Source organism: Shinella sp. M31, assembly GCF_049199205.1.
In the GTDB taxonomy this organism is placed as follows: domain Bacteria; phylum Pseudomonadota; class Alphaproteobacteria; order Rhizobiales; family Rhizobiaceae; genus Shinella.
The window spans coordinates 18047-40484 of sequence record NZ_JBLZPH010000112.1 but is presented as its reverse complement, the minus strand read 5'-3'; the positions used below and the strand labels follow the sequence as shown (position 1 = coordinate 40484).

General features: G+C 65.4%; 20 protein-coding genes. 16 read left to right on the top strand and 4 right to left on the bottom strand.

Annotated elements, in window-relative coordinates:
* The first annotated feature begins 169 nt into the window (after positions 1-169).
* The 16 genes from ACOZKU_RS19050 (at position 170) to ACOZKU_RS18975 (ending at position 19472) form a co-directional block, all read left to right on the top strand.
* The gene (locus ACOZKU_RS19050) at positions 170-1621 is read left to right on the top strand and encodes an APC family permease (RefSeq protein ID WP_421580196.1); all 1452 of its coding nucleotides are present in this window, start codon (positions 170-172) and stop codon (positions 1619-1621) included.
* 50 nt (positions 1622-1671) lie between these two features.
* On the top strand, positions 1672-3150 hold the full coding sequence (locus ACOZKU_RS19045; protein WP_421580195.1) for an aldehyde dehydrogenase: 1479 nt from the start codon (positions 1672-1674) through the stop codon (positions 3148-3150).
* 214 nt (positions 3151-3364) lie between these two features.
* Entirely contained in the window at positions 3365-5023 is a 1659-nt protein-coding gene (locus ACOZKU_RS19040) for an amidohydrolase (protein ID WP_421580194.1), read from the top strand.
* Positions 5024-5056: 33 nt separating this feature from the next.
* Complete coding sequence (locus tag ACOZKU_RS19035) at positions 5057-6229, top strand: ABC transporter substrate-binding protein (protein ID WP_421580193.1); 1173 nt, start codon at positions 5057-5059, stop codon at positions 6227-6229.
* 192 nt (positions 6230-6421) lie between these two features.
* Positions 6422-7291 carry a branched-chain amino acid ABC transporter permease gene (locus tag ACOZKU_RS19030; RefSeq protein ID WP_421580192.1) on the top strand — a complete coding sequence of 290 codons (870 nt, stop codon included), beginning with the start codon at positions 6422-6424 and terminating at the stop codon, positions 7289-7291.
* Positions 7278-8990 (top strand): ABC transporter permease subunit, encoded by a 1713-nt coding sequence (locus tag ACOZKU_RS19025; RefSeq protein WP_421580191.1) that lies wholly within the window; start codon positions 7278-7280, stop codon positions 8988-8990. The genes ACOZKU_RS19030 and ACOZKU_RS19025 overlap by 14 nt, the downstream gene beginning before the upstream one ends.
* Positions 8987-9688, top strand: a complete 702-nt coding sequence (locus ACOZKU_RS19020; protein ID WP_421580190.1) for an ABC transporter ATP-binding protein — start codon at positions 8987-8989, stop codon at positions 9686-9688. Before ACOZKU_RS19025 ends, ACOZKU_RS19020 begins: the two co-directional genes overlap by 4 nt.
* 106 nt (positions 9689-9794) lie before the next feature.
* Positions 9795-10763 (top strand): helix-turn-helix domain-containing protein, encoded by a 969-nt coding sequence (locus ACOZKU_RS19015; RefSeq protein ID WP_314086871.1) that lies wholly within the window; start codon positions 9795-9797, stop codon positions 10761-10763.
* A 98-nt stretch (positions 10764-10861) separates the two neighbouring features.
* The gene (locus tag ACOZKU_RS19010; protein WP_421580206.1) at positions 10862-12268 is read left to right on the top strand and encodes an aldehyde dehydrogenase family protein; all 1407 of its coding nucleotides are present in this window, start codon (positions 10862-10864) and stop codon (positions 12266-12268) included.
* On the top strand, positions 12268-13854 hold the full coding sequence (locus ACOZKU_RS19005; RefSeq protein ID WP_421580189.1) for a GMC family oxidoreductase: 1587 nt from the start codon (positions 12268-12270) through the stop codon (positions 13852-13854). The genes ACOZKU_RS19010 and ACOZKU_RS19005 overlap by 1 nt, the downstream gene beginning before the upstream one ends.
* A gap of 55 nt (positions 13855-13909) precedes the next feature.
* The gene (locus ACOZKU_RS19000) at positions 13910-15157 is read left to right on the top strand and encodes an ABC transporter substrate-binding protein (protein WP_421580188.1); all 1248 of its coding nucleotides are present in this window, start codon (positions 13910-13912) and stop codon (positions 15155-15157) included.
* A gap of 61 nt (positions 15158-15218) precedes the next feature.
* On the top strand, positions 15219-16085 hold the full coding sequence (locus tag ACOZKU_RS18995) for a branched-chain amino acid ABC transporter permease (RefSeq protein ID WP_244762629.1): 867 nt from the start codon (positions 15219-15221) through the stop codon (positions 16083-16085).
* Positions 16082-17113: a branched-chain amino acid ABC transporter permease gene (locus ACOZKU_RS18990; protein WP_421580187.1), complete on the top strand. Its 1032-nt coding sequence runs from the start codon at positions 16082-16084 to the stop codon at positions 17111-17113. The genes ACOZKU_RS18995 and ACOZKU_RS18990 overlap by 4 nt, the downstream gene beginning before the upstream one ends.
* On the top strand, positions 17110-17814 hold the full coding sequence (locus tag ACOZKU_RS18985; protein ID WP_421580186.1) for an ABC transporter ATP-binding protein: 705 nt from the start codon (positions 17110-17112) through the stop codon (positions 17812-17814). The genes ACOZKU_RS18990 and ACOZKU_RS18985 overlap by 4 nt, the downstream gene beginning before the upstream one ends.
* On the top strand, positions 17814-18530 hold the full coding sequence (locus ACOZKU_RS18980) for an ABC transporter ATP-binding protein (RefSeq protein WP_421580185.1): 717 nt from the start codon (positions 17814-17816) through the stop codon (positions 18528-18530). Before ACOZKU_RS18985 ends, ACOZKU_RS18980 begins: the two co-directional genes overlap by 1 nt.
* A 3-nt stretch (positions 18531-18533) precedes the next feature.
* Complete coding sequence (locus ACOZKU_RS18975; RefSeq protein WP_421580184.1) at positions 18534-19472, top strand: helix-turn-helix domain-containing protein; 939 nt, start codon at positions 18534-18536, stop codon at positions 19470-19472.
* Positions 19473-19494: 22 nt separating this feature from the next.
* Here ACOZKU_RS18975 and ACOZKU_RS18970 read toward each other — a convergent pair whose 3' ends face one another.
* From ACOZKU_RS18970 to hpaI, 4 genes are all read right to left on the bottom strand, one after another.
* A complete protein-coding gene (locus ACOZKU_RS18970) occupies positions 19495-19887 on the bottom strand; it encodes a nuclear transport factor 2 family protein (protein ID WP_421580183.1) in 393 nt (130 codons plus the stop codon).
* The gene (locus ACOZKU_RS18965) at positions 19887-20669 is read right to left on the bottom strand and encodes a MoaF C-terminal domain-containing protein (protein ID WP_421580182.1); all 783 of its coding nucleotides are present in this window, start codon (positions 20667-20669) and stop codon (positions 19887-19889) included. Before ACOZKU_RS18965 ends, ACOZKU_RS18970 begins: the two co-directional genes overlap by 1 nt.
* 12 nt (positions 20670-20681) lie before the next feature.
* Complete coding sequence (locus ACOZKU_RS18960) at positions 20682-21470, bottom strand: SDR family NAD(P)-dependent oxidoreductase (RefSeq protein ID WP_421580181.1); 789 nt, start codon at positions 21468-21470, stop codon at positions 20682-20684.
* Between the two features lie 152 nt (positions 21471-21622).
* Positions 21623-22429, bottom strand: coding sequence for a 4-hydroxy-2-oxoheptanedioate aldolase (gene hpaI / locus ACOZKU_RS18955; RefSeq protein WP_421580180.1), 807 nt, complete (start codon positions 22427-22429; stop codon positions 21623-21625).
* Between the last annotated feature and the right edge of the window lie 9 nt (positions 22430-22438).

Sequence of the window (22438 nt, the reverse complement as noted above, 5' to 3'; positions counted from 1 at the left end):
ATGAGAAATAACTTGACGGCGGGGCGGGCTTTTGCAAGTCTATAATTAAAATACAGGTTCAAATAATGAACCGCAAGACGCTTTTCAGAATGGGAACCGCCGGGCGCCGCGCGCACGGCATTGAAAGGCGGCAGCCGTGTGGGGTGGGCCGTCAGGAGGGAGCAAGATCATGACCAATGAAACCGTGCCGTCTGGCGGCGCGAACCAGTTGCGCAAGAACAGCCTCGGTGTCGGGGCCGTCACCTTTCTCGTCGTCTCGGCCGCCGCGCCCCTGACGGCCGTTGCCGGCGGCGTGCCGCTGTCGATGATGCTTGGCAACGGCCCGGGCATTCCACTGACCTTCGCTTTCGTCACGGCCGTGCTGCTGCTGTTTGCCGTCGGCTATGTCGCGATGGCGCGCCATATCAGCAATGCCGGCGCCTTCTATGCCTATACCGCACAGGGCCTCGGCGGGCTTGCCGGCGGGGCGGCCGCGCTCATCGCCATCCTTGCCTATAATGCTATGCAGATCGGCGTCTTCGGCCTGTTCGGCGCCGCGACGGCCGGCTTCTTCGCCGGCTACGGCATCGACCTGCCCTGGTGGGTCTGGACCTATATCGGCATCGCGCTCGTCGCAGTCTTCGGCTATCGTCGGGTCGATTTCTCCGCCCGCGTGCTCGCCGTGCTGGTTATCCTCGAATATCTCGTCGTGCTGGTCATCGATGCAGCCATCCTCGTCAAGGGCGGCGACAGCGGGCTCTCCGCCGCGCCCTTCACGCCGTCGGCCTTCATGAGCGGCACGCCGGCCATCGGCATCCTGTTCTGCTTTGCCGCCTTCATCGGCTTCGAAGCGACGACCATCTATTCGGAAGAGGCCCGCGAGCCGGAAAAGACCGTGCCGCGCGCCACCTATATCTCGGTGCTGATCATCGGCCTGTTCTACATGCTGACCTCCTGGCTCATGGTCAACGGTGCCGGCGTCGACAAGCTCGTGCCGGAAATCAAGGGCCTTGCCGATCCGACGACCTTCCTCTTCGGTCTGGCGGACCGCTATGTCGGCAATGGCATCACCACCGTCATGGGCCTGCTCTTCATCACCAGCCTGTTTGCCGGTGTGGTCGCCTTCCATAACGGCGTTGCCCGCTACATGTATGTCGCCGGTCGCGAGGGCCTGCTGCCCAAGGCGCTCGGCGTCACGCATCCGGTGTTCCAGAGCCCGCATGCCGGCTCGGTCGTGCAGACGGTCATCGCCGTTCTCGTCGTCGCGCTCTTCGCCTTCACGGGGCAGGATCCGGTGCTGGCGCTGTTCTCGTGGCTGACGAATGTCGGCACGCTGGCGATCATTCTCCTGATGGCGCTCACCGCCTTCTCCATCGTTGCCTTCTTCGGCCGCAATCCCGGCCTCGAAGGCAACAAGCTGGTAACGGTTGTGCTGCCCGTCCTGACAGGGCTGATCCTCGCCGCGCTGGTGGTCTATATTGCCACAAATTTCGGCGCGCTCGCCGGTGCGGAAGGGCCGCTGGCCGTGTTCCTGCCGGGCCTCGTACTGATCGCAGCGGTTATCGGTGTGCTCTGCGCGCTGCGCCTGAAGTCCGGCGACGCCATTGCCTTCGCTCGGCTGGGCGTCGGCCGCGAAGTTTGAAAAACGGGCGGTGCTTCGGCACCGCCTATCCGGCCCTCCGAGGGAAGAACATGCAGGAAAAGATCGAAGCGCTTCGCAACCTTACCATCGCTCCGCAGGCGCTGTTCATTGACGGCAGCTGGCGCGAACCGGCCGAAGGGGCGGCGCTGGATGTCATCTCGCCGATCAACGGCGAGCGGCTTACGAGCATTGCGGATGCAGGCACCGTCGATGTCGACCGGGCGGTGAAGGCTGCACGTGCGGCTTTCGAAAAAGGCCGCTGGTCGAAGGCCGCACCGGCCGAGCGCAAGCGGGTGCTGCTTAAGATCGCCGAGCTGATCGAGAAAAACGCCCTGGAACTCGCCGTGCTCGGCGTGCGCGACAACGGCACGGAAATCGCCATGGCGCTGAAGGCCGAGCCCGGCAGCGCAGCCGGCAGCTTCCGCTACTATGCTGAGGCGATCGACAAGGTCTATGGCGAGATCGCGCCGACGGCGGGCGATATTCTCGGCCTCGTGCATCGCGAGCCGGTCGGTGTCGTCGGCGCCATCGTGCCGTGGAATTTTCCGCTGATGATCGGCGCCTGGAAGATCGCGCCGGCGCTCGCCGCCGGCAATTCCGTGGTGCTGAAACCGGCGGAGGTGGCGTCGCTGTCGCTGCTGCGGCTTGCCGAGCTGTGCGCCGAGGCCGGCCTTCCCGAAGGCGTGCTCAATGTCGTCACCGGCCGCGGCGCCGTCACCGGCGAGGCGATGGGCCTGCATCCGGATATCGATGTGCTCGTCTTCACCGGCTCCGGCCCGGTCGGACGGCGTCTTCTGGAATATTCCGCGCGGTCCAACCTGAAGCGCGTCTATCTCGAACTCGGCGGTAAGTCGCCGAATGTCGTCTTTGCCGATGCGCCCGATCTCGAAAAAGCGGCGAAAACCTCGGCCTACGGCATTTTCCGCAATTCCGGCCAGGTCTGCGTCGCCGGTTCGCGCCTCTTGGTCGAGCGCTCGATCGTCGAGGACTTTTCCGCGAAGGTGGCGGCCATCGCCGCCTCCATGAAGGTCGGCGATCCCTTGCTGCTGTCCACCGAGGCCGGCGCGATCTCCAGCGAGATGCAGCTGCGCAAGGATCTCGGTTTTGCCGAACAGGCGCTGGTCGAGGGCGCGACACTGCGCACGGGCGGTAAGCGTGTTCTTACGGATACCGGTGGCTTCTACATGGAGCCGACGGTCTTCGACGTCACGCCGGGCATGACACTTGCCCGCGAAGAGGTGTTTGGCCCGATCCTGTCGATCATTCCCTTCGACACCGAGGAGGAGGCGCTCGCCATCGCCAACGGCACCGACTACGGCCTCGCCTCCGCCGTCTGGACATCCAACCTTTCGCGGGCGCATCGCATGGTGCGCGGCATCCGCGCTGGCGTCGTGCATGTCAACACCTATGGCGGCGCGGACAACACGGTGCCGCTCGGCGGCGTGCGCCAGTCCGGCAACGGGCACGACAAGTCGCTGCACGCGCTGGACAAATATCTCGACCTGAAAACGGCGTGGATCCAGCTCTAGGATAACCGTGCCGAGCGCGCTCCCAGACCGCCGCGATGCCGAATGCATCTGCGGCGGTTTCTGTTTTTGGGGCGGTGCTGGCGCGTCACTGGAAACCTTGTCCATACGGTCAATATATTTAACGTGTGAACTATGTTGACAGCCGTCTCCGACTGCGGCACTCTCTTATTGAATAGTAGGTTCGAATAATGAACCACAAGGGAACATCGCTATCATGACTGGGACGTCGTACGCTGACCTCATCCTGACCCGTGGCCGCATCTATACGGTCGACCCCGCCAATTCCTGGGCGGAGGCCGTCGCCATTGCCGGCGGGCGCATCCTTGCCGTCGGCAGTGCCGCCGAGATCGAGGCCTATCGGGGCGCAGCGACGGAGATCGTCGATCTTGCCGGCCGCATGGCGATGCCGGGTTTCGTCGATATCCACAACCACATCATGATGGGCGGGCAGGCCGATCTCTTCGAGACCCAGCTTCCCGCCGGCGCCTCTGTCGAGGCGATCTGCGCGCATGTGAAGGCGCAGGCGGAAGCTGCCGCTCCCGGCCAGTGGATCGTTGCCAACCAGTGGGGCGCCGACATGATCAGCGCGCTCAACTCGGAAGCGGCGCTTGCGAAACTCGATGCCGCTGGCCTCGGCCATCCCGCGCTGCTGCGTGACGAGACCATGCATAACCGCTGGGTCAACAGCGAAGCGATGCGTCTCTCGGGCATTTCCGACAACCAGCCCGATCCGCCGGCCGGCGCCTTCGGCCGCGATCCGGTGACCGGCAGGCTGACCGGCCTCCTTATCGAAGCCGCAGCCGGCATCGTCGAGCGCGTCGCCGCCGATCATTTCACCGAGGCGATGGGCGAGGCCGCCGTCGCGCGCGCCGTCCAGATCGTCAATTCCTACGGCGTCACCGCCTTCCAGGATGCCGCCTCCGTTCTCCCCATCCTCAAGGCGTTGAAGGGCCTGGACGACAAGGGCGATTTGACGGCCTGGGCCGTGACTTCACTGCCGCTGATCGAGCCGTCCTTCATGTTCGGGCTTTCGGGCGACGAGCTGCTGGCGCTGCGCGACGACTATCGCTCGCGGCATGTCCATCCCAATTATACGAAGATCTTCCTCGACGGCGTGCCGGGCGCGCGCACCGGCGCGTTCCATGACGCCTATATCGACGACGCCGCGCATCCGCACGGCTATCGCGGCGAGGTTCTGGTCAGCTATCCCGATCTCGTCAAATATATCGACAAGTCGGAAAAGCTCGGCATGGGCCTGAAAATCCATTGTGCCGGCGACTATGCCGTCACCGAAATGCTCGATGCTGTCGAGGCGGTGCGCCATTTCAACGGCCCGACCAAGGTTCTGCACCACATCGCCCATGCCAGCTATGTCCTGCCGGCCGATATCGCCCGTTTCGCATCGCTGAATGTGGTGGCCGATCTCTGCCCGATGATCTGGTATCCGACGACCTTCCTCGAAGGTCACAAGGAAGCGATGGGCGAAGAGCGCGCCACCCGCTTCTGGCCGATCGCCGACCTCTCCAAGACCGGCGCGCTGCTGGCCGGCGGGTCGGACTGGCCGGTCATCCCGATCCCCGATCCGCTGAACGGCATCGAAGGCATGGTGACCCGCCAGAACCCGTCGGGCGCCTTCCCGGGCGTTTCGCTCTGGCCGGAGCAAGCCATCGATCTCGCCACTGCCATTCGCATCTACACGCTGAATTCCGCCATCGCCATGGGCCTTGGCGAGGAGACCGGCTCCATCGAGCCCGGCAAGTCGGCGGATATCATCGTTCTCGATCAGAACCTCTTCGATGTCGACGCGAAGCGCATCGCCGCCACCAAGGTCCTCACCACCTATTTCGAAGGCCGCGCCGTCTACCGGCGCTAGGCCTTCGCCGACGACAACAAGAAAGGGAGCAGCATGACCAACACCCGTAACCTCCTCCTCGCCTCCGCGGCGATCCTCCTGGCCGCCACCGCCTCGGCCAAGGCCGCGCCGACCTGCGAAAACGGCCCGATCCAGATCGGCGCCGTCTCCACCGTGACCGGCGTCGTCGACTTCTCCGACGCGCCGCGCGCCACCCAAGCCGTCTTCCAGCAGCTCAACGATGCCGGCGGTATCAATGGCTGCAAGGTCGAGTTCACCATCGCCGACGACAAGGGCGACCCGCAGGTCGCCGCCCAGGCGGCGCGCGACCTCATCGACAACAAGGGCGTCGTGGCGCTGGCCGGCGGTGCGAGCCTGCTCGACTGCGCCGTCAACGCGGCGACCTATGACCGCAACGACGTACTGGCCGTGCAGGGCGTCGGCGTCGATCCGCTGTGCTTCAACGCGCCGAGCGTCGCACCCGTCAATGTCGGCCCCTACACGCTGACCACCGCCGTGCTCGACTATGCCACGAAGGATCTCGGCGCCAAGAAGCTCTGCACCTTCTTCTCGATCATTGGCGGCACGCAGGAAGCCTATGCCGCGGCCGTGGCGCGCTGGGAGAAGATCAGCGGCAACAAGATCACGCTCAGCGACATGACGCTGCCGTTGCAGGGCGACCTGACGCCCTATCTCGTCAAGGCGCGTGATGCCGGCTGTGATGCGGTGCTGACCAACCAGGTCGAGCCCGGCGTCGTGCAGTGGATCAAGACGGCCGATGCCCAGAAGATCACCGGCATCAATTGGCTGTTCCTCGCCCCCGGCTACACGGAGGGTGTTTCCAAGGCGCTCGCCGACAGCAAGCAGCCGATTTATGTCGGCACGGAATGGGAGCCCTATACCGAGGCGACCGAAGCCAATGCCGACTGGGCCAAGACCATGGAGACGGCCGGCCTCGCCAAGACGGCCTTCTCGCAGGGCGGCTACATGGCGGCGAAGGTGCTGATCGACACGATCTCCGGCATCGAAGGCGAAGTCACGCGCGAAACGGTGACGGCGGCGCTCAAGGAAGGCAAGGAAATGACCTATCCGATCGCCGGCAATGCCTATTCCTTCGGTGACGCGAAAGCCCATTCGCCGATGCAGGCCACCAAGATCATGCAGCTCGTCGACGGCAAGTGGACGGTGAAGACCAAGGACTGGTTCGTCCTGCCGGCGGCTGAGTGAGGCAACGCGGCCACGTTTGGCCTATGCCATTACGATTTCCTTCTCCCCTGCGGGGGAGAAGGGCAAACGGCGGCTTTACCATCGTGCAGATGGCTGGAGCGGCATCGTTGAAAGTGACGGATCCCATGCATGGGACCGGAGACCATGAGTGACTGACGCGGTGCGCCGCGCGCATCGACCCGGAGTTCCGGAATGGATTCATTGTTCACTGCCGCCGTTGCCGGACTATCGGCCGGCGGGGCCTACGCCATCCTTGGCGTCTGCGCCATCTTCACCTACCGGCTCGTCGCCGTGGTGAACTTCACCGGTGCCGCCATCGGCGCTGCGGGTACTTTCGCGATGGTCGCGCTGTTCGAGCTGGGCATGCCCTTGCTGCCGGCCGTGCTTCTCGGTGTTGCCGCCGGTGCGCTTGCCGGGTTGGCGATCGGCCTCGTCATGACCACATGGTTTGCCGGCAGCAATGCCTCGACCAAGGCGGCCGTGACGGCAGCATTGCTCGTCGGCATCATCGCGGTCGGCCTGCGCCTCACCGGCGGCCAGCATCCGCATTATTTCCCGGAGATCATCCCCGGTTCCGCCTTCCGCCTTGCCGGCGTGGAGGTGACCTGGGCCGCCGTCACGACGCTCGTGCTTTCCGTCGCGTTCACCCTGCTGACCGAGCAGTTCCTCGCCCGCACCCGCACCGGGCTGCAATTGCGCGCGCTCTCGCAGCGGCCGATGGCGGCGGAGTTGATCGGCATTCGCGTGCGGCTGCTGGCGCTCGGCGTCTGGGCCGTCACCGGCGGCGTCACGGCCTTTGCGCTGATGATCATCGCGCCGCTGCGCTCGCCGGATTTCGCCTCGGTCAGCCTGCTCGTCGTACCGGCGCTGGCTGCCGCGCTGATCGGCGCTTTCTCCAGTTTCCGCGCCGCCCTGATCGGCGGCGTGATGATCGGCCTCATCGAAGGCAGCGTCAGCGCCATCGGGCCGGTCAGCCAGTATCGCGGCGCCGTGCCGTTTCTTGTCATTCTTGCCGTCCTGCTCTGGTCGCAAAGAGGAGCCCGCTGGGATGAAGCACGCTAGTTTCCGCGCCGCCGCCACTACGGCCCTGTCGCTCGCCGTTCTCGGCGCCCTCATCTTCTTCCTGCTGCCGAAATACTGGGTGTTCCTCATCACCGCGGTCTTCATCGTCGGCATCGCGCTGCAAAGCCTCGGCCTCGTCACCGGCCGCACCGGCATGATCTCGCTCTGCCAGATGTCCTTCGCCGGCGTCGGCGCCTGGGTGACGGGCTATCTGAACCTGATCGGCGCACCGGGCGGGCTTGCCGTCTGGATGCTGGTCGGCGGGCTTGCCGCCGTGCCGGTCGGCATCGCCATCGGCCTTCCGGCGCTGCGGCTGCGCGGCATCAACCTCGCCATCGTCACGCTCGGTTTTGCGGCGGCCTTCGATACGGTGCTTGCCACCATCACCTTTCCCGGCCAGACGACCTTCACCCAGGTTGCCCGCCCGGAGGCCTTCGACAGCGACAAGGGCTATTTCCTCTTCGTGCTCCTGACCTACGGCGTCATTGCCGTGGTGCTGGAATTCGTCAGCCGCTCGCGTCTTGGTGCCGCCTGGCTTGCCGTGCGCCATTCCGAGCGTGCCGCCGCCGCAAACGGCATCAGCATTCCGCGCGCCAAGCTCAGCGCCTTCGCCATCAGCGCCTTTATCTCGGGCATTTCCGGCGGCCTGCTGGCCGGTTATCTCGGCACGCTGGTGTCGGAAAACTTCTCGATGATGCAGTCGCTCGCGCTGTTTGCCGTTGCCACCATGGCCGGCGCGCATTTCGCGCTCGGCGCCATTGCGGGCGGCATGATGATCGTGCTGTTCCCGGAGCTTCTGCGCCGGCTCAACCTGCCGCAGGATGTCGGCAACGTCTTCTTCGCACTCGGCGCCGTGCAGGCGCTCTCGACCGGCGAGACGGTCGCCGAGACCTGGATGCGGCTTGCCCGCAAGCTGCGGCCGAAGCGGGCGGTGGAAGCGGCGGCCTTTGCTGGCGCATTGCCGGAAAAGACCAGCCATCCCGCCGGCACCGCGCTGGAAGTGCGCGACCTCACCGTGCGCTACGGCACCGTGACGGCGCTCGATAAGGTGAACCTCAAGGTGCCCTCGGGCACTGTCGTCGGCCTCGTCGGCCCGAACGGGGCGGGCAAATCGACGCTGGTCGATGCCATTGCCGGCTTCCTCTATCGCTACGACGGCTCGATCCTGCTCAATGGCAGCCCGCTCGAAGGCGTTTCCGCGACGTCCCGCTCCAAGCTCGGCATCCGCCGCACCTGGCAAACGACGCGCATCGCGCCGGAACTGCGCGTCGGCGAATATATCCGCCTTGCCGCCGGTCCGATCGGCGAAAGCGAGCTGGAAAGCCTGCTTGCCTGGTTCGGCTGCCCCGGCCCGCAAACGCCGATCTCGACCGTCGATGTCGGCACGCGCCGCCTGCTGGACGTCGCGGGTGCGGTCGCCTCCCGCGCACCGGTCATCCTGCTCGACGAACCGGCGGCCGGCGTCTCCTATGACGAGGCATTGAAACTGGGTGAGCGCATCGCCGCCATTCCTCAGACCTTCGGCAGTGCCGTGCTCCTCATCGAGCACGATATGGATCTCGTGCGGCGGGCCTGCTCGGCGATCACGGTGTTCGATTTCGGGCGCGTGATCGCTGCGGGCGCCCCTGCGGCGGTGCTGGACCTGCCCGTGGTGCAGAAAGCCTATATGGGCGTCGAATTCGAGGAGGCCGCAGAGTGACCACGTTTTCCATCGGTGCGCTACAGGTCGATCGGTCCGGCATTCCCGTCATCCGCGGTGTGGATCTCGAAGCCAAAGGCGGCGAGATCAGCGTGCTGCTGGGCTCCAACGGCGCCGGCAAGACGACCTTTCTCGAAAGCCTCTCCGGCATCATTCCGGTGCGCTCGGGCTTCATCAATCTCGACGGCGCCGAGCTTGCCAAGCTGCGCCCCGGCGCCCGCGCCAAGGCGGGGCTGAGCCATGTCGAGCAGGGCCGCACCGTATTCCCGGCCATGACGACGGAAGAAAACCTCAAGGTGGCGCTGCATCCCGATGCGGACCTGAAGGAGGCCTACGACCTCTTTCCTGAGCTTTTGCAGCGCCGCAATGTCGAGGCCGGCATGCTGTCTGGCGGCGAGCAGCAGATGGTCGTCATCGCCCGCTCCATCGTCAACCGGCCGCGCGTCATCCTCATCGACGAGATGTCCTCGGGCCTCGCGCCCGTCATCGTCAGCCGCCTGATGCGGGCGGTGCGGCAGCTTGCCGACGACGGCATGGCGGTGGTGCTGGTGGAGCAGTTCGCAGCCCTGGCACTTGCCATCGGCAACCGCGCCTATGTGCTGCGCCGCGGCCAGATCGTCTATGACGGCGACTGTGCGGCGCTGGCGAGGGACCCGGCGCATCTGCACAGGCTCTATCTCGGCGACGCCGCGGCCTGATTTGCTTAACAGGTGAACGACATTGACTCGGCGGCAAGGGCGGCGCATTCTTGCCGTCCGTTCCGCACGACCCGTGCGGCGCGACCGACCTTGTTGGGAGGCAAAGTTGGATCTCGTTCAGCACAAGACCCTCGTGCCGGAGGCCTGGGCGCCGGTATCCTATGATCAATGGGCGGACGACCTGCGCTCGATCTGCGGCAATTTCAATCCGAAGACCATGGAGCGCGGTGACGACGTGCTGGGCGCGGCGCGGCGCATCGATGTCTGCGGCATGGAATTCGCCCATATCTCCAACGATCTCCAATATGTTCGCCGCGGTTGGGACGATATCCGCCGCGACCCGAAGGAGCACCTCTTCCTCATCGTGCAGATCGAGGGCAGCTGCGGGCTGGAGCATGGCGACCGGCAGAACGTGCTGGATGTCGGGGAATGCATCCTCGTCGATTCCACGAGGCCGACGACCTTTCATTTCGGCGGGCATTTCTCCAACCACATCTCGCTGCACCTGCCGCGCCAGATGATGTATTCCGACAGCCGCATTCATTTCGACGTGGCGCGCAAGCTCTTTGCCTATGATCCGATGGCGCAGATGCTGCATGCGCTGATCGCCAAGATCATGACGACGGCGGAATCGGATTCGGCCTCGCCGCATCTGCGCCAGCTGATGTTCACCGCAACGCGCCAGGCCTTCCATTCCAGCCGCGAGACGGAGCCGCTGCATGCGCTGCACGACAGCGCCAGCAAACGCCTGCAAATGGTCGACATGCTGATCGACCGGCACCTGACGGAAAACGATCTCTCCGCCCGCTGGCTGGCAACACGGCTCGGGGTCTCGATCCGCACGCTGCAACAGGATTTCCAGGGCATGGGGGTGACCTGCACCACGATCATCCGCGATAAGCGCCTTCGGCTCGCCAAGGAAAAGATCGAGCAGTTGAAGGAGCAGAAATCCGGCGGCACCATCGCCGAGGTCGCCTATTCCGCGGGCTTTAACGACATTTCCTATTTCAACCGCAGCTTCAAGGAACTGTTCGACTGCGCGCCGACGGACCTGCTGAAGGGCGCGGAACGATAGGCATCTGCGCTCCGGTCCAAGCCGGCGCGCGCTTCTCCCCAAGACGGCCGTGAGCTGCCCGGCGATACTCCTTCCGACAGTCAAGGGAGGACATGACTTTGAAGCAGTACACGCTGCTCATCGGCGGCGAACGCGTCGCCACGCCCCATCATGCCGAGGTGCGCAATCCGTCGACCGGTGAGGTCGTCGGCCTGATGCCGCTGGCGAGCGAGACCGATCTGGACCGCGCGGTGGCCGCTGCCGCCGCTGCTTTCGAGGCCTGGTCGAAGACGGATGACGCGTTGCGCGCAAACGCCTGCCGCACCATCGCGGAAAAGCTTGCCGAGAATGCCGAAGAGGTTGCCCGCCTGCTGACGCTGGAGCAGGGCAAGCCACTCAATGGCCTCGGCTCGCGCTTCGAGCTGGGCGGCGCGCTCGCCTGGACGCGCCACACCGCCGAACTCAGTCTGCCTGTCGAACTGGTGCAGGACGACAATGAGGGTCGTGTCGAAATTCACCGCAAGCCGGTCGGCGTCACGGGGTCGATCACGCCGTGGAACTGGCCGGTCATGATCGCCTGCTGGCACATCATTCCGGCCGTGCGCGCCGGCAACACCGTCGTTATTAAACCGTCGCCGCTGACACCGCTCTCCACCATCCGCCTGGTCGAGATCATCAACGAGGTCCTGCCGCCCGGCGTCGTCAATGTCGTGACCGGCGAGAATGCCATCGGTGCCGCTTTGTCGGCCCATCCGGGCATTGCCAAGATGACCTTCACCGGCTCCACCGAGACGGGCAAGAAGGTGATGGCCTCGGCCGTGGCCACCCTGAAACGTCTGACGCTGGAACTCGGCGGCAACGATGCCGGCATCGTGCTGCCCGATGCCGATCCGGCGCGGATCGCCGAGGGCCTGTTCTGGGGCGCGTTCATCAACAACGGCCAGACCTGCGCGGCGCTGAAGCGGCTCTACGTGCATGACAGCCTCTATGATGACGTCTGCCAGCGGCTCGCCGATTATGCGGCGAACATCCCCGTCGGCGACGGCCTCGACGAGAAGAGCATTCTCGGCCCCGTCCAGAACGCCATGCAGTTCGACAAGGTGCGCGAATTGGTCGAGGACGCCAAGGCGAAGGGCGGCCGCATCCTGATCGGCGGCGAGGCGCCTGCTGGCGATGGCTATTTCTACCCGATCACGTTGGTCGCCGATGTCGATAATGGCGTGCGGCTGGTGGACGAAGAGCAGTTCGGCCCCGTCCTGCCGATCATTCGCTACAGCGATCTCGACGAGGTCATCCGCCGCGCCAATGACAATCCCGCCGGCCTCGGCGGTTCGGTCTGGTCCGGCGATCCGGACAAGGCGCGCGCCGTGGCCCTTCAGCTCGAGTGCGGCTCGGTCTGGATTAACAAACACGGCGCCATCCAGCCGAATGCCCCCTTCGGCGGCGTCAAGCAGTCCGGCGTCGGCGTCGAATTCGGCGTCGATGGTCTCAAGGAGTTCACCACGATCCAGACGGTGCTGAGCTGATGAGCGCGACCTACGATTACATCATCGTCGGTGGCGGCTCGGCGGGTTGCGTGATCGTCAACCGGTTGTCGGAAAATCCCGCGAACCGGGTGCTGCTGATCGAATCCGGCCGGCGCGACAAGGATCCGTGGATCCATATTCCCGCGACCTTCTTTAAGGTGCTCGGCAAGGGCATCGATATCCACCCCTATGCCTCCGATCCGCAGCCGGGCCTGAATGGCCGCCCCAGCATCGTGCCGCAGGGCAATGTGCTGGGCGGCGGTTCGTCGCTCAATGCGATGATCTATATCCGCGGTCATCGCAACGACTACGATACTTGGTCGCAGATGGGCTGCCGCGGCTGGTCCTATGACGAGGTGCTGCCGGTCTTCAAGGCGCTGGAGAACAATCAGGCCTTCAACGGTCCGTATCACGGGCAGGATGGCACGCTCAGCGTCTCCAATGCCCGCCATCGCCATGCCTTGTCGGAAGCCTTCGTCAAGGCGGCCGTTGAATCCGGCCTGAAGCCGAATGCCGATTTCAACGGCGCGGACCAGGAAGGCGTCGGCTTCTACCAGAGCACCACCAAAAACGGCCGGCGCTGGAGCTCGGCCATGGCCTTCCTGCGCGAGGCGGAAAGGCGGCCGAATGTGACCGTGCTGACCGAGCGCAAGGTGGCGCGCGTGCTGTTCGACGGCCGCAAGGCTGTCGGTGTCGAACTCACCGACGGCATGGTCTATCGCACGAGCCGCGAGATCGTGCTTGCCGCCGGCGCTATCGCGACGCCGCGGCTGTTGCAGCTCTCCGGCATCGGCAACGGCAAACATCTGGCCTCGCTCGGCATCGATATCGTGGCGGACCTGCCGGGCGTTGGCGAGAACTATCAAGATCATATGGAGGTGCCGGTTCAGGCCGAGACGCGCGCGCCGATCTCCATCCTCGGGCACGATACGGGCCTGAAGGCCGTCGGACATATGCTGCGCTATCTCACGTCGAAGCGGGGGCTGCTGACCTCGAATGTGGTGGAGTGCGGCGGTTTCGTCGACACGCTGGGCGTCGGCCAGCCGGATGTGCAGTTCCATGTGCTGCCGGTGCTGATCGGCTTCGTCGATCGTGAACCGGAGCCGGGCCACGGCTTTTCCATCGGTCCCTGCTATCTGCGGCCGCGCTCGCGCGGCTCGATTCGTATTACCGCCGCCGATCCCGCAGCGAAGGTCGATTTCAACGCCAATGTGCTCTCCGACCGGGAGGATGTCGAAACGCTGGTGCGCGGCGTCAAGGCGGCGATCCGCATTCTCGATACGCCGTCGATGCAGGCGATCGTCAAGCGCCGTGTTTTGCCGCGTCCCGGTGTCGAGAACGATGCGACGGCACTTGAGGACTACATCCGCCAGAGCGCCAAAACCGTGTTCCATCCGGCCGGTACGGCGAAGATGGGCCGCGACGACGACCCGATGGCCGTCGTGACGCCGGAGTTGAAGGTGCGCGGCGTCGAGGGCCTGCGCGTCGCCGATGCCTCGGTCATGCCGACGCTCGTTTCCGGCAACACCAATGCGCCCTGCATGATGATCGGCGCCCGCGCGGCGGCCTTCATGACGGCACGCTGAAAAACGGCCGGCGCGGAGGAGCGCCGGCCGGTCAAAAACCAAGGAGGAGGAAATCATGATGAAAGTGTTGAAGGGACTGCTGGTCGGCCTGGCGTTCAGCCTTGCCGGCACGGCAGGCGCATATGCGGCCGCATCCTGCGGCGAGGGTACGGGCACGACCGCGACCGGTGAGCCGATCGTCATCGGCGCGATCACCGGCAAGACCGGGCCGGACGATTTTTCGAACTCGACCAAGGCGGCCAAGGCCTATTTCGATTGCCTCAACGCCAATGGCGGCATCAAGGGCCGTCCGGTGAAATACCTCGTCGAGGACGACCAGTGGGATCCGGAAAAGGCGGCCCAGCTTGCGGCGAAGCTTGTCGATGACGAGAAGGCCGTGTTGATGGTCGGCAATTCGAGCTATGTCGAATGCGGGGCGAACGCCGACTACTACAAGAAGAGCGGCATCTATGTCGTGGCCGGCGTCGGCGTGCCGCGCGAATGCTTCTTTGCCGAAAACTACGCGCCGACCAATGCCGGCCCGCGCGTCTCCATGCTCGCCGCCATGGGCTATGCGCTCGACCAGCTTGCTGCCAAGTCGGTCGTCTGCATCGGCCCGAACATTCCGAATGTCGGCACCTGGTCCTGCGACGGCGTGATGCTGCTTGCCAAGGAAAAGGGCTTTGCCGCCGAGACGATCCTGATGGATCCGGGCAGTGCCGACGCCACCTCGATCATGCTGCAAGCCGCCGCCAGCAAGCCTGATGTCATCGTGCTCGGCATGTCCAAGGGCGTCGCCATTCCGCTGCTCGTCGCTGCCGAGGAGCAGGGGTTGAACGAACAGATCAAGTTCCTCTCGGCCGCGTCCGCCTATGACCTCTCCGTGCCGGAAACGCTCGGCGCCGGCTGGGATGGCAAGTTCTACGTCAACATGGAATTCAACGATCTCGAAGCCACGACGCCCGACAATGCCAACTGGCTTGCCGTGATGGACGAATACGGCCAGGCCTCCGACCCGCGCGACACCTTCGCCCAGGCCGGTTACCTCGCCGCGCGTATCGCCGAAAAGGCTCTGATGAGCCTCGACAGCGCGGACATCACCCGCGAGACCGTTTCGGCCGCGGTGCGCGGGGTCAAGGACTTCAAGAGCGATATCTTCTGCGCGCCCTGGTATTTCGGTGACGGCCAGCCGCGCCACAATGCCAATTCGACGACGCGCATGGCGATCAGCGAAGGCGGCAAGTGGAAGGTCGTTTCGGATTGCGCGCCGTCGCCGGATCCGGAGCTGAAGGATGTGCGCGCCTTCGAAGCCAGCCTGAAGTGATCGACCGACCCTGCGGGCATCGCGCCCGCAGGGTCTCCTTTCCCGCATGATCGAGGGCCTCATGTCTCTCCTGCCATTTCTGATTTCCGGCCTCGGGATCGGCGCGGTCTACGCGCTGTCCGGCGTCGGTCTCGTCATTCTCTACCGCTCGACCGGCGTGCTCAATTTCGCCTTCGGCGCCTTCGGCGCACTCGGTGCGCATGTCGCCTGGCAGGTCCTGCAATGGAACTGGCCGCTGGCGCTGGCCATTCTCTTCGGCGTGCTCACCTCGACTTTGGTGAGCTTTCTCTACGGCCGCCTCTTCGCGCCGCTGCTCTCCCACCGCGACATCGTCGTGCGCGCCGTCGGCACGCTGGCGCCCGCACTGGTGCTGATCGCCGCCATGGGCGTCATCTGGGGCGAGCTGCCGCGCCGCCTGCAATTCCCGACCGACCAGATGTATCTCACCGTCTTCGGTGTGCGGCTCACCTTCACCCGGCTGATCGCACTCGTCCTGTCGCTCGCCATGGTCGGCGCCATCACGCTGCTCCTGAACCGCACCCGCCTTGGCCTCGACATGCGCGCGCTTGCCAATGACCGCGATCTCTCCGCCATTCTCGGCGTGCGCGTGCTGCATACGGAAACGGCGGCTTGGGTCATCACCGGCCTGTTCTCCGGCCTTGCCGGCCTGCTACTGGCCGATCTCGTGCGCCTGCAGGGCACGTTCCTGACCTTCGTCGTCATCCCGGCCATTGCCGCCGCAATCCTCGGCCAGCTCCGCTCGCTCTACATCACCGCGATCGCCGGTGTCGGCATCGGCCTTGCCGAGGCCGTGCTGACGCCGATCACGCTGATCTCGCCCTATCGTGCCGCCGCCCCCTTCGTCATCGCGCTCATCGCCGTGACGATCCTCGGTAGCACCTCTCGTGCCTCGATGAGGGATCGATGAACACCCAGAGAACCCTTGTCCCGGTCGCTGTGCCGCTCGCCCCGGAAGCCACTCTCCGAAAGCCGCGCCCGCTGCTTGCCGTAGCCCTTGCCATGGCCGTCTTTTCCGCTGCCGTCGCGCTTTTCGCCAATGCCTTCTGGCTGTCGGCGCTGACCTCGGCCATGGCGCTGTCGCTTTCCGTCGCCGGTGTCGCCGTGCTCTATGGCCAGCTCGGGCTCGTCTCGCTCTGCCAGTTCGCGCTGGTCGGCGTCGGCGGCTGGGTGACGCTGCGCATCGGCCATGGTTTTGCGCCGCCCTTCGAGGTGAGCCTGCTTTCCGGCGGTGTGGTCGCGGCGCTTCTCGGCCTGCTGTTCGGCGTGCCGGCGTTGCGCCTGCGCGGCCTCTATCTCGCGCTGGTGACGCTGATGCTGGCCGGTGCCTTCCAGATCGTCATTTCCGCCTGGGGTTTTCCCGATGGCGGCCCCGGCTTCCTCGGCCGTGCCGATGGGGTGGGGCGCTCCATGTTGACGCGTCCGGCGCTTGCAACCGAAGCGGTGCCGTATTTCCTCTATTGCGCCGTCATCGCGACGCTCGGCCTGATGCTGGTGCAGGCACACAAGATCACCCGGCCGGGGCGCGCCTGGGCGCTGATCCGCAAGGGCGAGACGGTGGCGATCGCCTCCGGCGTCAATGTGCTCGCCTACAAGGCTTGGGCCTTCGCGCTTTCGGGTTTCCTCGCGGGTATCGCAGGCGGGCTTCTCGCCGGTAATGTCGGCCAGCTGGAAGGCCGCGCCTTCTCCGCCTTTGAGAGCCTCAATCTCTTCGCGCTGGCAACGGTCGGCGGCGCCTTCCACTGGTACGGCGCCGTCATCGCCGGCCTGCTGCTCCGAGCGCTGCCGGCCCTGCTCACCGATCTCGGCATCGACGGCTATGTCACCATCGGCATTTTCGGCGTCGCACTGTTCCATGCGCTGGCCACGGCCCCGACCGGCATCGCCGGCAAGATCGCCAGCCTGCTTGCCTGCGTCACCAGGGGAGGCGAGCGATGATCGAAATCGAAACGCTCTCGGTCCGTTTCGGCGGTATCAAGCCGATCGACCAGCTGACCGCCAGGCTGAGTGCCCCCGTCTCCGGTCTGATCGGCCCCAACGGTGCCGGCAAGACGACGCTGCTCAACGTGCTCTCCGGCTTCGTGCGTCCTGTCGAGGGGGCCATCAGGCTGGATGGCCGCCCGTTGCTGCCGCTCTCGCCGCTGCAACGGGTGCGGGCCGGCCTGCGCCGCTCCTTCCAGACGGAGCAGGTGGTGGAAGATCTGACCGCCCGCGACAATCTCTCGGCGCTTGCCGACAATGTCGCTGCCGTGGGCGAGCGCAGCCGCACGACGGACCGCGCGCTGGATTTCGTCGGTCTCGGCAGCGTCGCCCACCGCCTCGGCGCACGGCTGAACCTCTTCGAGCGTCGGCTGGTGGAACTCGGCAAATGCCTGATCGGCACGCCGCGCCTGATCCTGCTCGACGAACCCGCCGCCGGCCTGACGGACGAGGAGGGCGCGCGGCTGCGCGACCTCGTGCTCGCCATTCCCGATGCTTTTGGCGCGCAGGTCATCGTCATTGATCATGACGTGGAGCTCATCCGCGCCATGTGCGCGGAAACGCTGGTGCTCGACTATGGCAAGCGCCTGGCGCTCGGCCGCACCGAAACGGTGCTGGCCGATCCCGATGTCCGCCGCGCCTATCTGGGAGAACTGTGATGAGCAATGATACCATCACCGTCGACGATCTCGTCGTCGAGCGCGGCGGCAAGCGTGTGCTGCACGGCATCTCCTTCGCGCTCCAGCCGGGGGCGATCAGCACCCTTCTCGGCGCGAACGGTGCCGGCAAATCCAGCACCGTCATGGCGCTCTCCGGCGCCATTCCCACGGCATCGGGCACCGTCTCGCTCGGCGATCTCAGGCTGACGGGGCTTTCGCCCGATGCGGTGCGCCGGCGCGGCGTGGCCATGGTGCCGGAAGGGCACCGCGTGCTCGGCCAGATGAGCGTCGAGGACAATCTGCTCGTTTCGGTGCTGGAGCGGGGGGCTGCCGCGCGGCGCGACGGGCTGGCGCGGGCCTTCGCTATCTTCCCGGAACTCGAAGCCCGCCGTCACCAGCTTGCCGGCGACCTCTCGGGCGGCCAGAAGCAGATGGTAGCGATGGCGCAGGCCTTTCTGGCGAAGCCGCGCTTCATGATCGTCGACGAACTCTCGCTCGGCCTCGCGCCCGCTATCGTCAAGCGCCTGGCGGAAGCGCTCACTCTTGCCGCCCGGGACGGCATCGGTGTGCTGCTCATCGAGCAGTTCGCCAATCTGGCGCTCGGTCTCGCCAGCCATGCGCTGGTGATGGAGCGCGGCCGCATCGTCTTCGACGGATCCTCGCAGGTCCTGCGCCAGCAGCCGGATATCCTGCACGGCGCCTATCTGGCGGTGTGAGCCATGGGCACGCTTTCGCCGCTTGAAGCCGCAACCGGTACGGATGTCCGCTTCGTCGCCCGCCGGCTGTTCGGCTCCGTGCGGCTGCATTTTTCCGAGGGGCGGGAGCGGGCGAGCCGTATCGTTTCGGCAAAACTCGGCCAGTGCCGGCTGACGCGGCTGAATGCGGAAGCGCATCTGGTGGATGGCAGCCGTGTGCTGTCGGATGGCAACCGGCCGGATATGATCAAGCTGATCATCCAGCCGCACGGCCGCTCCGTCTTCCACCAGGGCGGCTGCGATCTCACCGTCAGTTCGCAGGCGCTGGTGATCTACGATCCCGCCTATAGCTACCGGCTCGACAATCCCATGCCCGTCGAAGTGCTGATGTTGCAGGTGCCGCGCGAGACGCTGCCGCGCGTGGTGGTCGGGCGCCTGCGCCGGCCGATGGCGGCGCCGCTCGCGCCCGGCGGGCTGCAAAACATCCTGCTCTCGATGATGCAGGGGGCCGTGGTGGAGATGGACCGGCTCGACGCCGCCGGCCGTGAAAGCCTCGGCCGGGCGATGGCGGACCTGACGCGCACCATCATCACCGATTGCTCGCTGGCCGACCATTCGGCCGATGCGCCGCCGCTGGCTTTGCTGTTCGACCGTATCAAGGCTTACGTGGCGGACAATATCCAGCGCAGCGATCTCGACGCTTCGGATATCGCGCGGCGCATGGGTTGCTCGGTGCGCTATGTCTATCGGGCTTTTGAGGCGCAGGGCCTCACACCGGCCGATTTCATCTGGGAACAGCGTCTTCAGACGGCGGCTGACACCTTGCGCAATCGTCCGGTCCGTCCCGGCTCCATCGCCGAAGTCGCCTTCGAGTTCGGCTTTTCCTCCAGCGCGCATTTTTCGCGGCTCTTTCGCCAGCGTTACGAGCAGACGCCGTCGCAATGGCGGGAGGCGGCGGAGTGATCCCGCCGCCTCCGTGGGTGGCTCAGGCCTGCATCGCCTCTGCGACGCGCAACGTGTCGGTGAACTGCTCGAAGCGGCGGATCTTGTCGTCCGCCACGCCCCAGATGTGCACGACGCGCACATTCATCGCTTTTCCGGTCGCCTTGTAGGTGGCCGTGTAGTTGCCGATGGCGACCACGTCGTTGCCGGCATCGAGAAGGCGCTCCAGCGTGAAGGTGTAACCATCCCAGGCCGCACCCAGCGCTGCGAAGACGTTCTGCACGATGGCATCGGGGCCGACATAGGTGCCGGCGCAGGGAAAGCCGTCCATCTCCGTCCAGCGGCAATCCTCGGCGATATCGGCGAGCATGCCGGCCATGTCGCGGCGGGCATTGGCGTCGTAATGGGCTTTGACGATCTCGTAAGCGGTGCGCATCAGACGGGTGCCTCGCCGGGCTGGTAGAAGGTCACGGAAGCCTTGCGGATGAAGGCGCCGGCATTGCTGTTCTGGATCGCGCCCTCACCGTTGATGCCGAGGAACTTGCCCGTCGAGCGCATGTCGGCGAAGTTGTAGAAGAAGGTCGAGGCGACCGGGATCTTGAACTCGCGGAAGGTGAAGACGTACTGCCCCTCGGCGAATTTGTAGGTGGTGGCGAGGTCCACGTCGCCATGGCCGCGCTGCACGCCGACCAGGCACTGCCAGGCATAACGCTTGGAAGACAGGTAGGTGTGCTCATAGACATGGTTGGGGCTGTAGGTGAAATGGGCGCGCAGGCCGATCAGGTCGCGCGTTTCCTCCGGCACCATGCCGCTCGCTTCTCCGCCGGCAATCACGCCCGGCCGGAAAATCTGGCCGACCTGCGGTTCGCCCACTGTCTCCTCCTTCGAGCGCACGATCGAAAGGATCGACAGCGCGCGGCGGGAGGCCAGATTGAGGATGATGGTCTCGGCCTCGAGCGGTTTACCGGCGAAGGCGATCTCGACGAAATAGGTGTCGGGCGCGACCTCGACCACCTCGACGCTGTCGCTGCCCGAACCGGAAGCATCCGACCAGGTCACCTTGTCCTTGGTGAAATCGAGCGCGAGTTCGCGGCCGTCGTCGAAATGGACGGTGTGTTTCGTGCCGGCCAGCGCTTCGGTCAAAGGCAGGCGGTTGGTGTCGATGCCATAGGCGAACTGGTCGTAGGTCTTCCAGTCCTTGGGGTTTTGCTGAGCCATGTCGGGTTCCTCCTATTCCACAAAGGCAAGGGTCGGCAGATCGACGGTGCCGGCGCCGCCGTCGACCGTCAGGATCGCGCCGTTGATCATCGCGGCCTCGCCGGAGGCGAGGAAGCAGACTGCATTGGCAACATCTTCGGCGCTAGCCGGGCGCCCGAGCGGCACATCCTTGGTGACGAGCGCGTAGGCCTCGGCGATCGAGGCGAGCTTGTGCTTCTCGACCAGCATTTCCATCTGCTCGTCGGCCATCGCTGTCGTCACCCAGCCGGGGCAGACCGTGTTGGTGCGCACGCCGAGGCGGCCATAGTCGCGGGCGAGTGATTTCGCGAGCCCGATGCAGCCGTGTTTCATCGTGACGTAGCCCACGGCATCCGGCCCCGCAAAGAGGCCGGCGATCGAGGACAGCACGACGATATTGCCCTTGGAGCGGATGAGATGCGGCAGGCTTTCGCGTGCCGAAACGAAGGCGGTGTTGAGGTTGAGGCGGACGGCGAGCTCCCAGGTCTCGTCACTCATCGAGACCGTCGGGCCGACGCCATGGCCGCCGGCATTGGCGATCAGGATGTCGATGCCGCCGAATTTTTCAGCGGTGGCCGTGACGGCGGCCTTCATGCTCTGGGTATCGGCCGCATCCGCGGCGAAAACGGCAGCACCGATCTCTTCGGCGACGGCCTGCAACGGCTCCGGCCGTCGCCCGACCAGCGCCACCTTGCCGCCCTCGGCGGCGATGCGCCGCGCGACGGCGGCACCAATGCCCGTGCCGCCGCCCGTGACGATGGCAACCTTGTTGTCAAAACGCATGGTTTCCTCCCTTTTCCGGATCGATCATGCAGCGCCAGCGCGCGGTCGTCGCGTCCGGTTCTGCACATTCTTTTGTCCAGGGCTGCACCCGCTCGCTGCCGGGCGTGCGGCCCTTGCAAACAAAAAGGCGGCCCGCTGGGGCCGCCTCTGGTTCAGTAGACCTTTGCGCCTGTTGGCGCCTCGGCCGGTTCGGCGGCCTTGAAGTCTTTCAGCAGTTTTGTCGTGGCATTGGCGAGCAGCGTCACATCGTTGCCGATGGCCACAAAGGTGGCGCCGAGCTCGCGATAACGTTTGGCGAGGCCGAGATCGCCGATCAGGATGCCGGCCGCCTTGCCATGCGACTGGATCTTTTTCAGCGCCTTCTCCACCTCGGTCTGCACCTCCGGTGCACCGGGTTTCCCGAGGAATCCCATGTCGGCGGCAAGGTCGGCCGGGCCGATGAAGACGCCATCGACGCCGTCCGTGCTCGCGATGTCGTCGAGTGCTTCGAGGCCGGCGCGGCTTTCGACCTGCAGCAGCAGGCAGACTTCGTCATTGGCCGTCTGGAGATAATCCACCGTGCGGTTGAAGGCGGAGGCACGGGCGAGTGCGGCGCCGACGCCACGCACGCCATGCGGCGGGTACCGCACGGCCTTCACCATCGTCTGCGCCATCGCCTTGCTGTCGACCATCGGTATCAGCAATGTCTGCGCGCCGATATCGAGCAATTGCTTGACGATCCAGGTCTCGCCGATCGGCGGGCGGATGACGGCGTGGCTGGAAGTCCCCTTCATCGCCTGAAGCTGGGAGACGAGCAGCGGCACGTCGTTGGGCGCATGTTCGGCATCGAGCAGCAGCCAGTCGTAACCGGCCTCGGCGCAGATCTCGACCGTGTAGGGATTGGCAAGCGCCTGCCAGAGGCCGATCTGCGGACGGCCTTCCTTCAGCGCTTGCTTGAAGCGGTTTTTCGGGGCGGGCATCGAAAACTC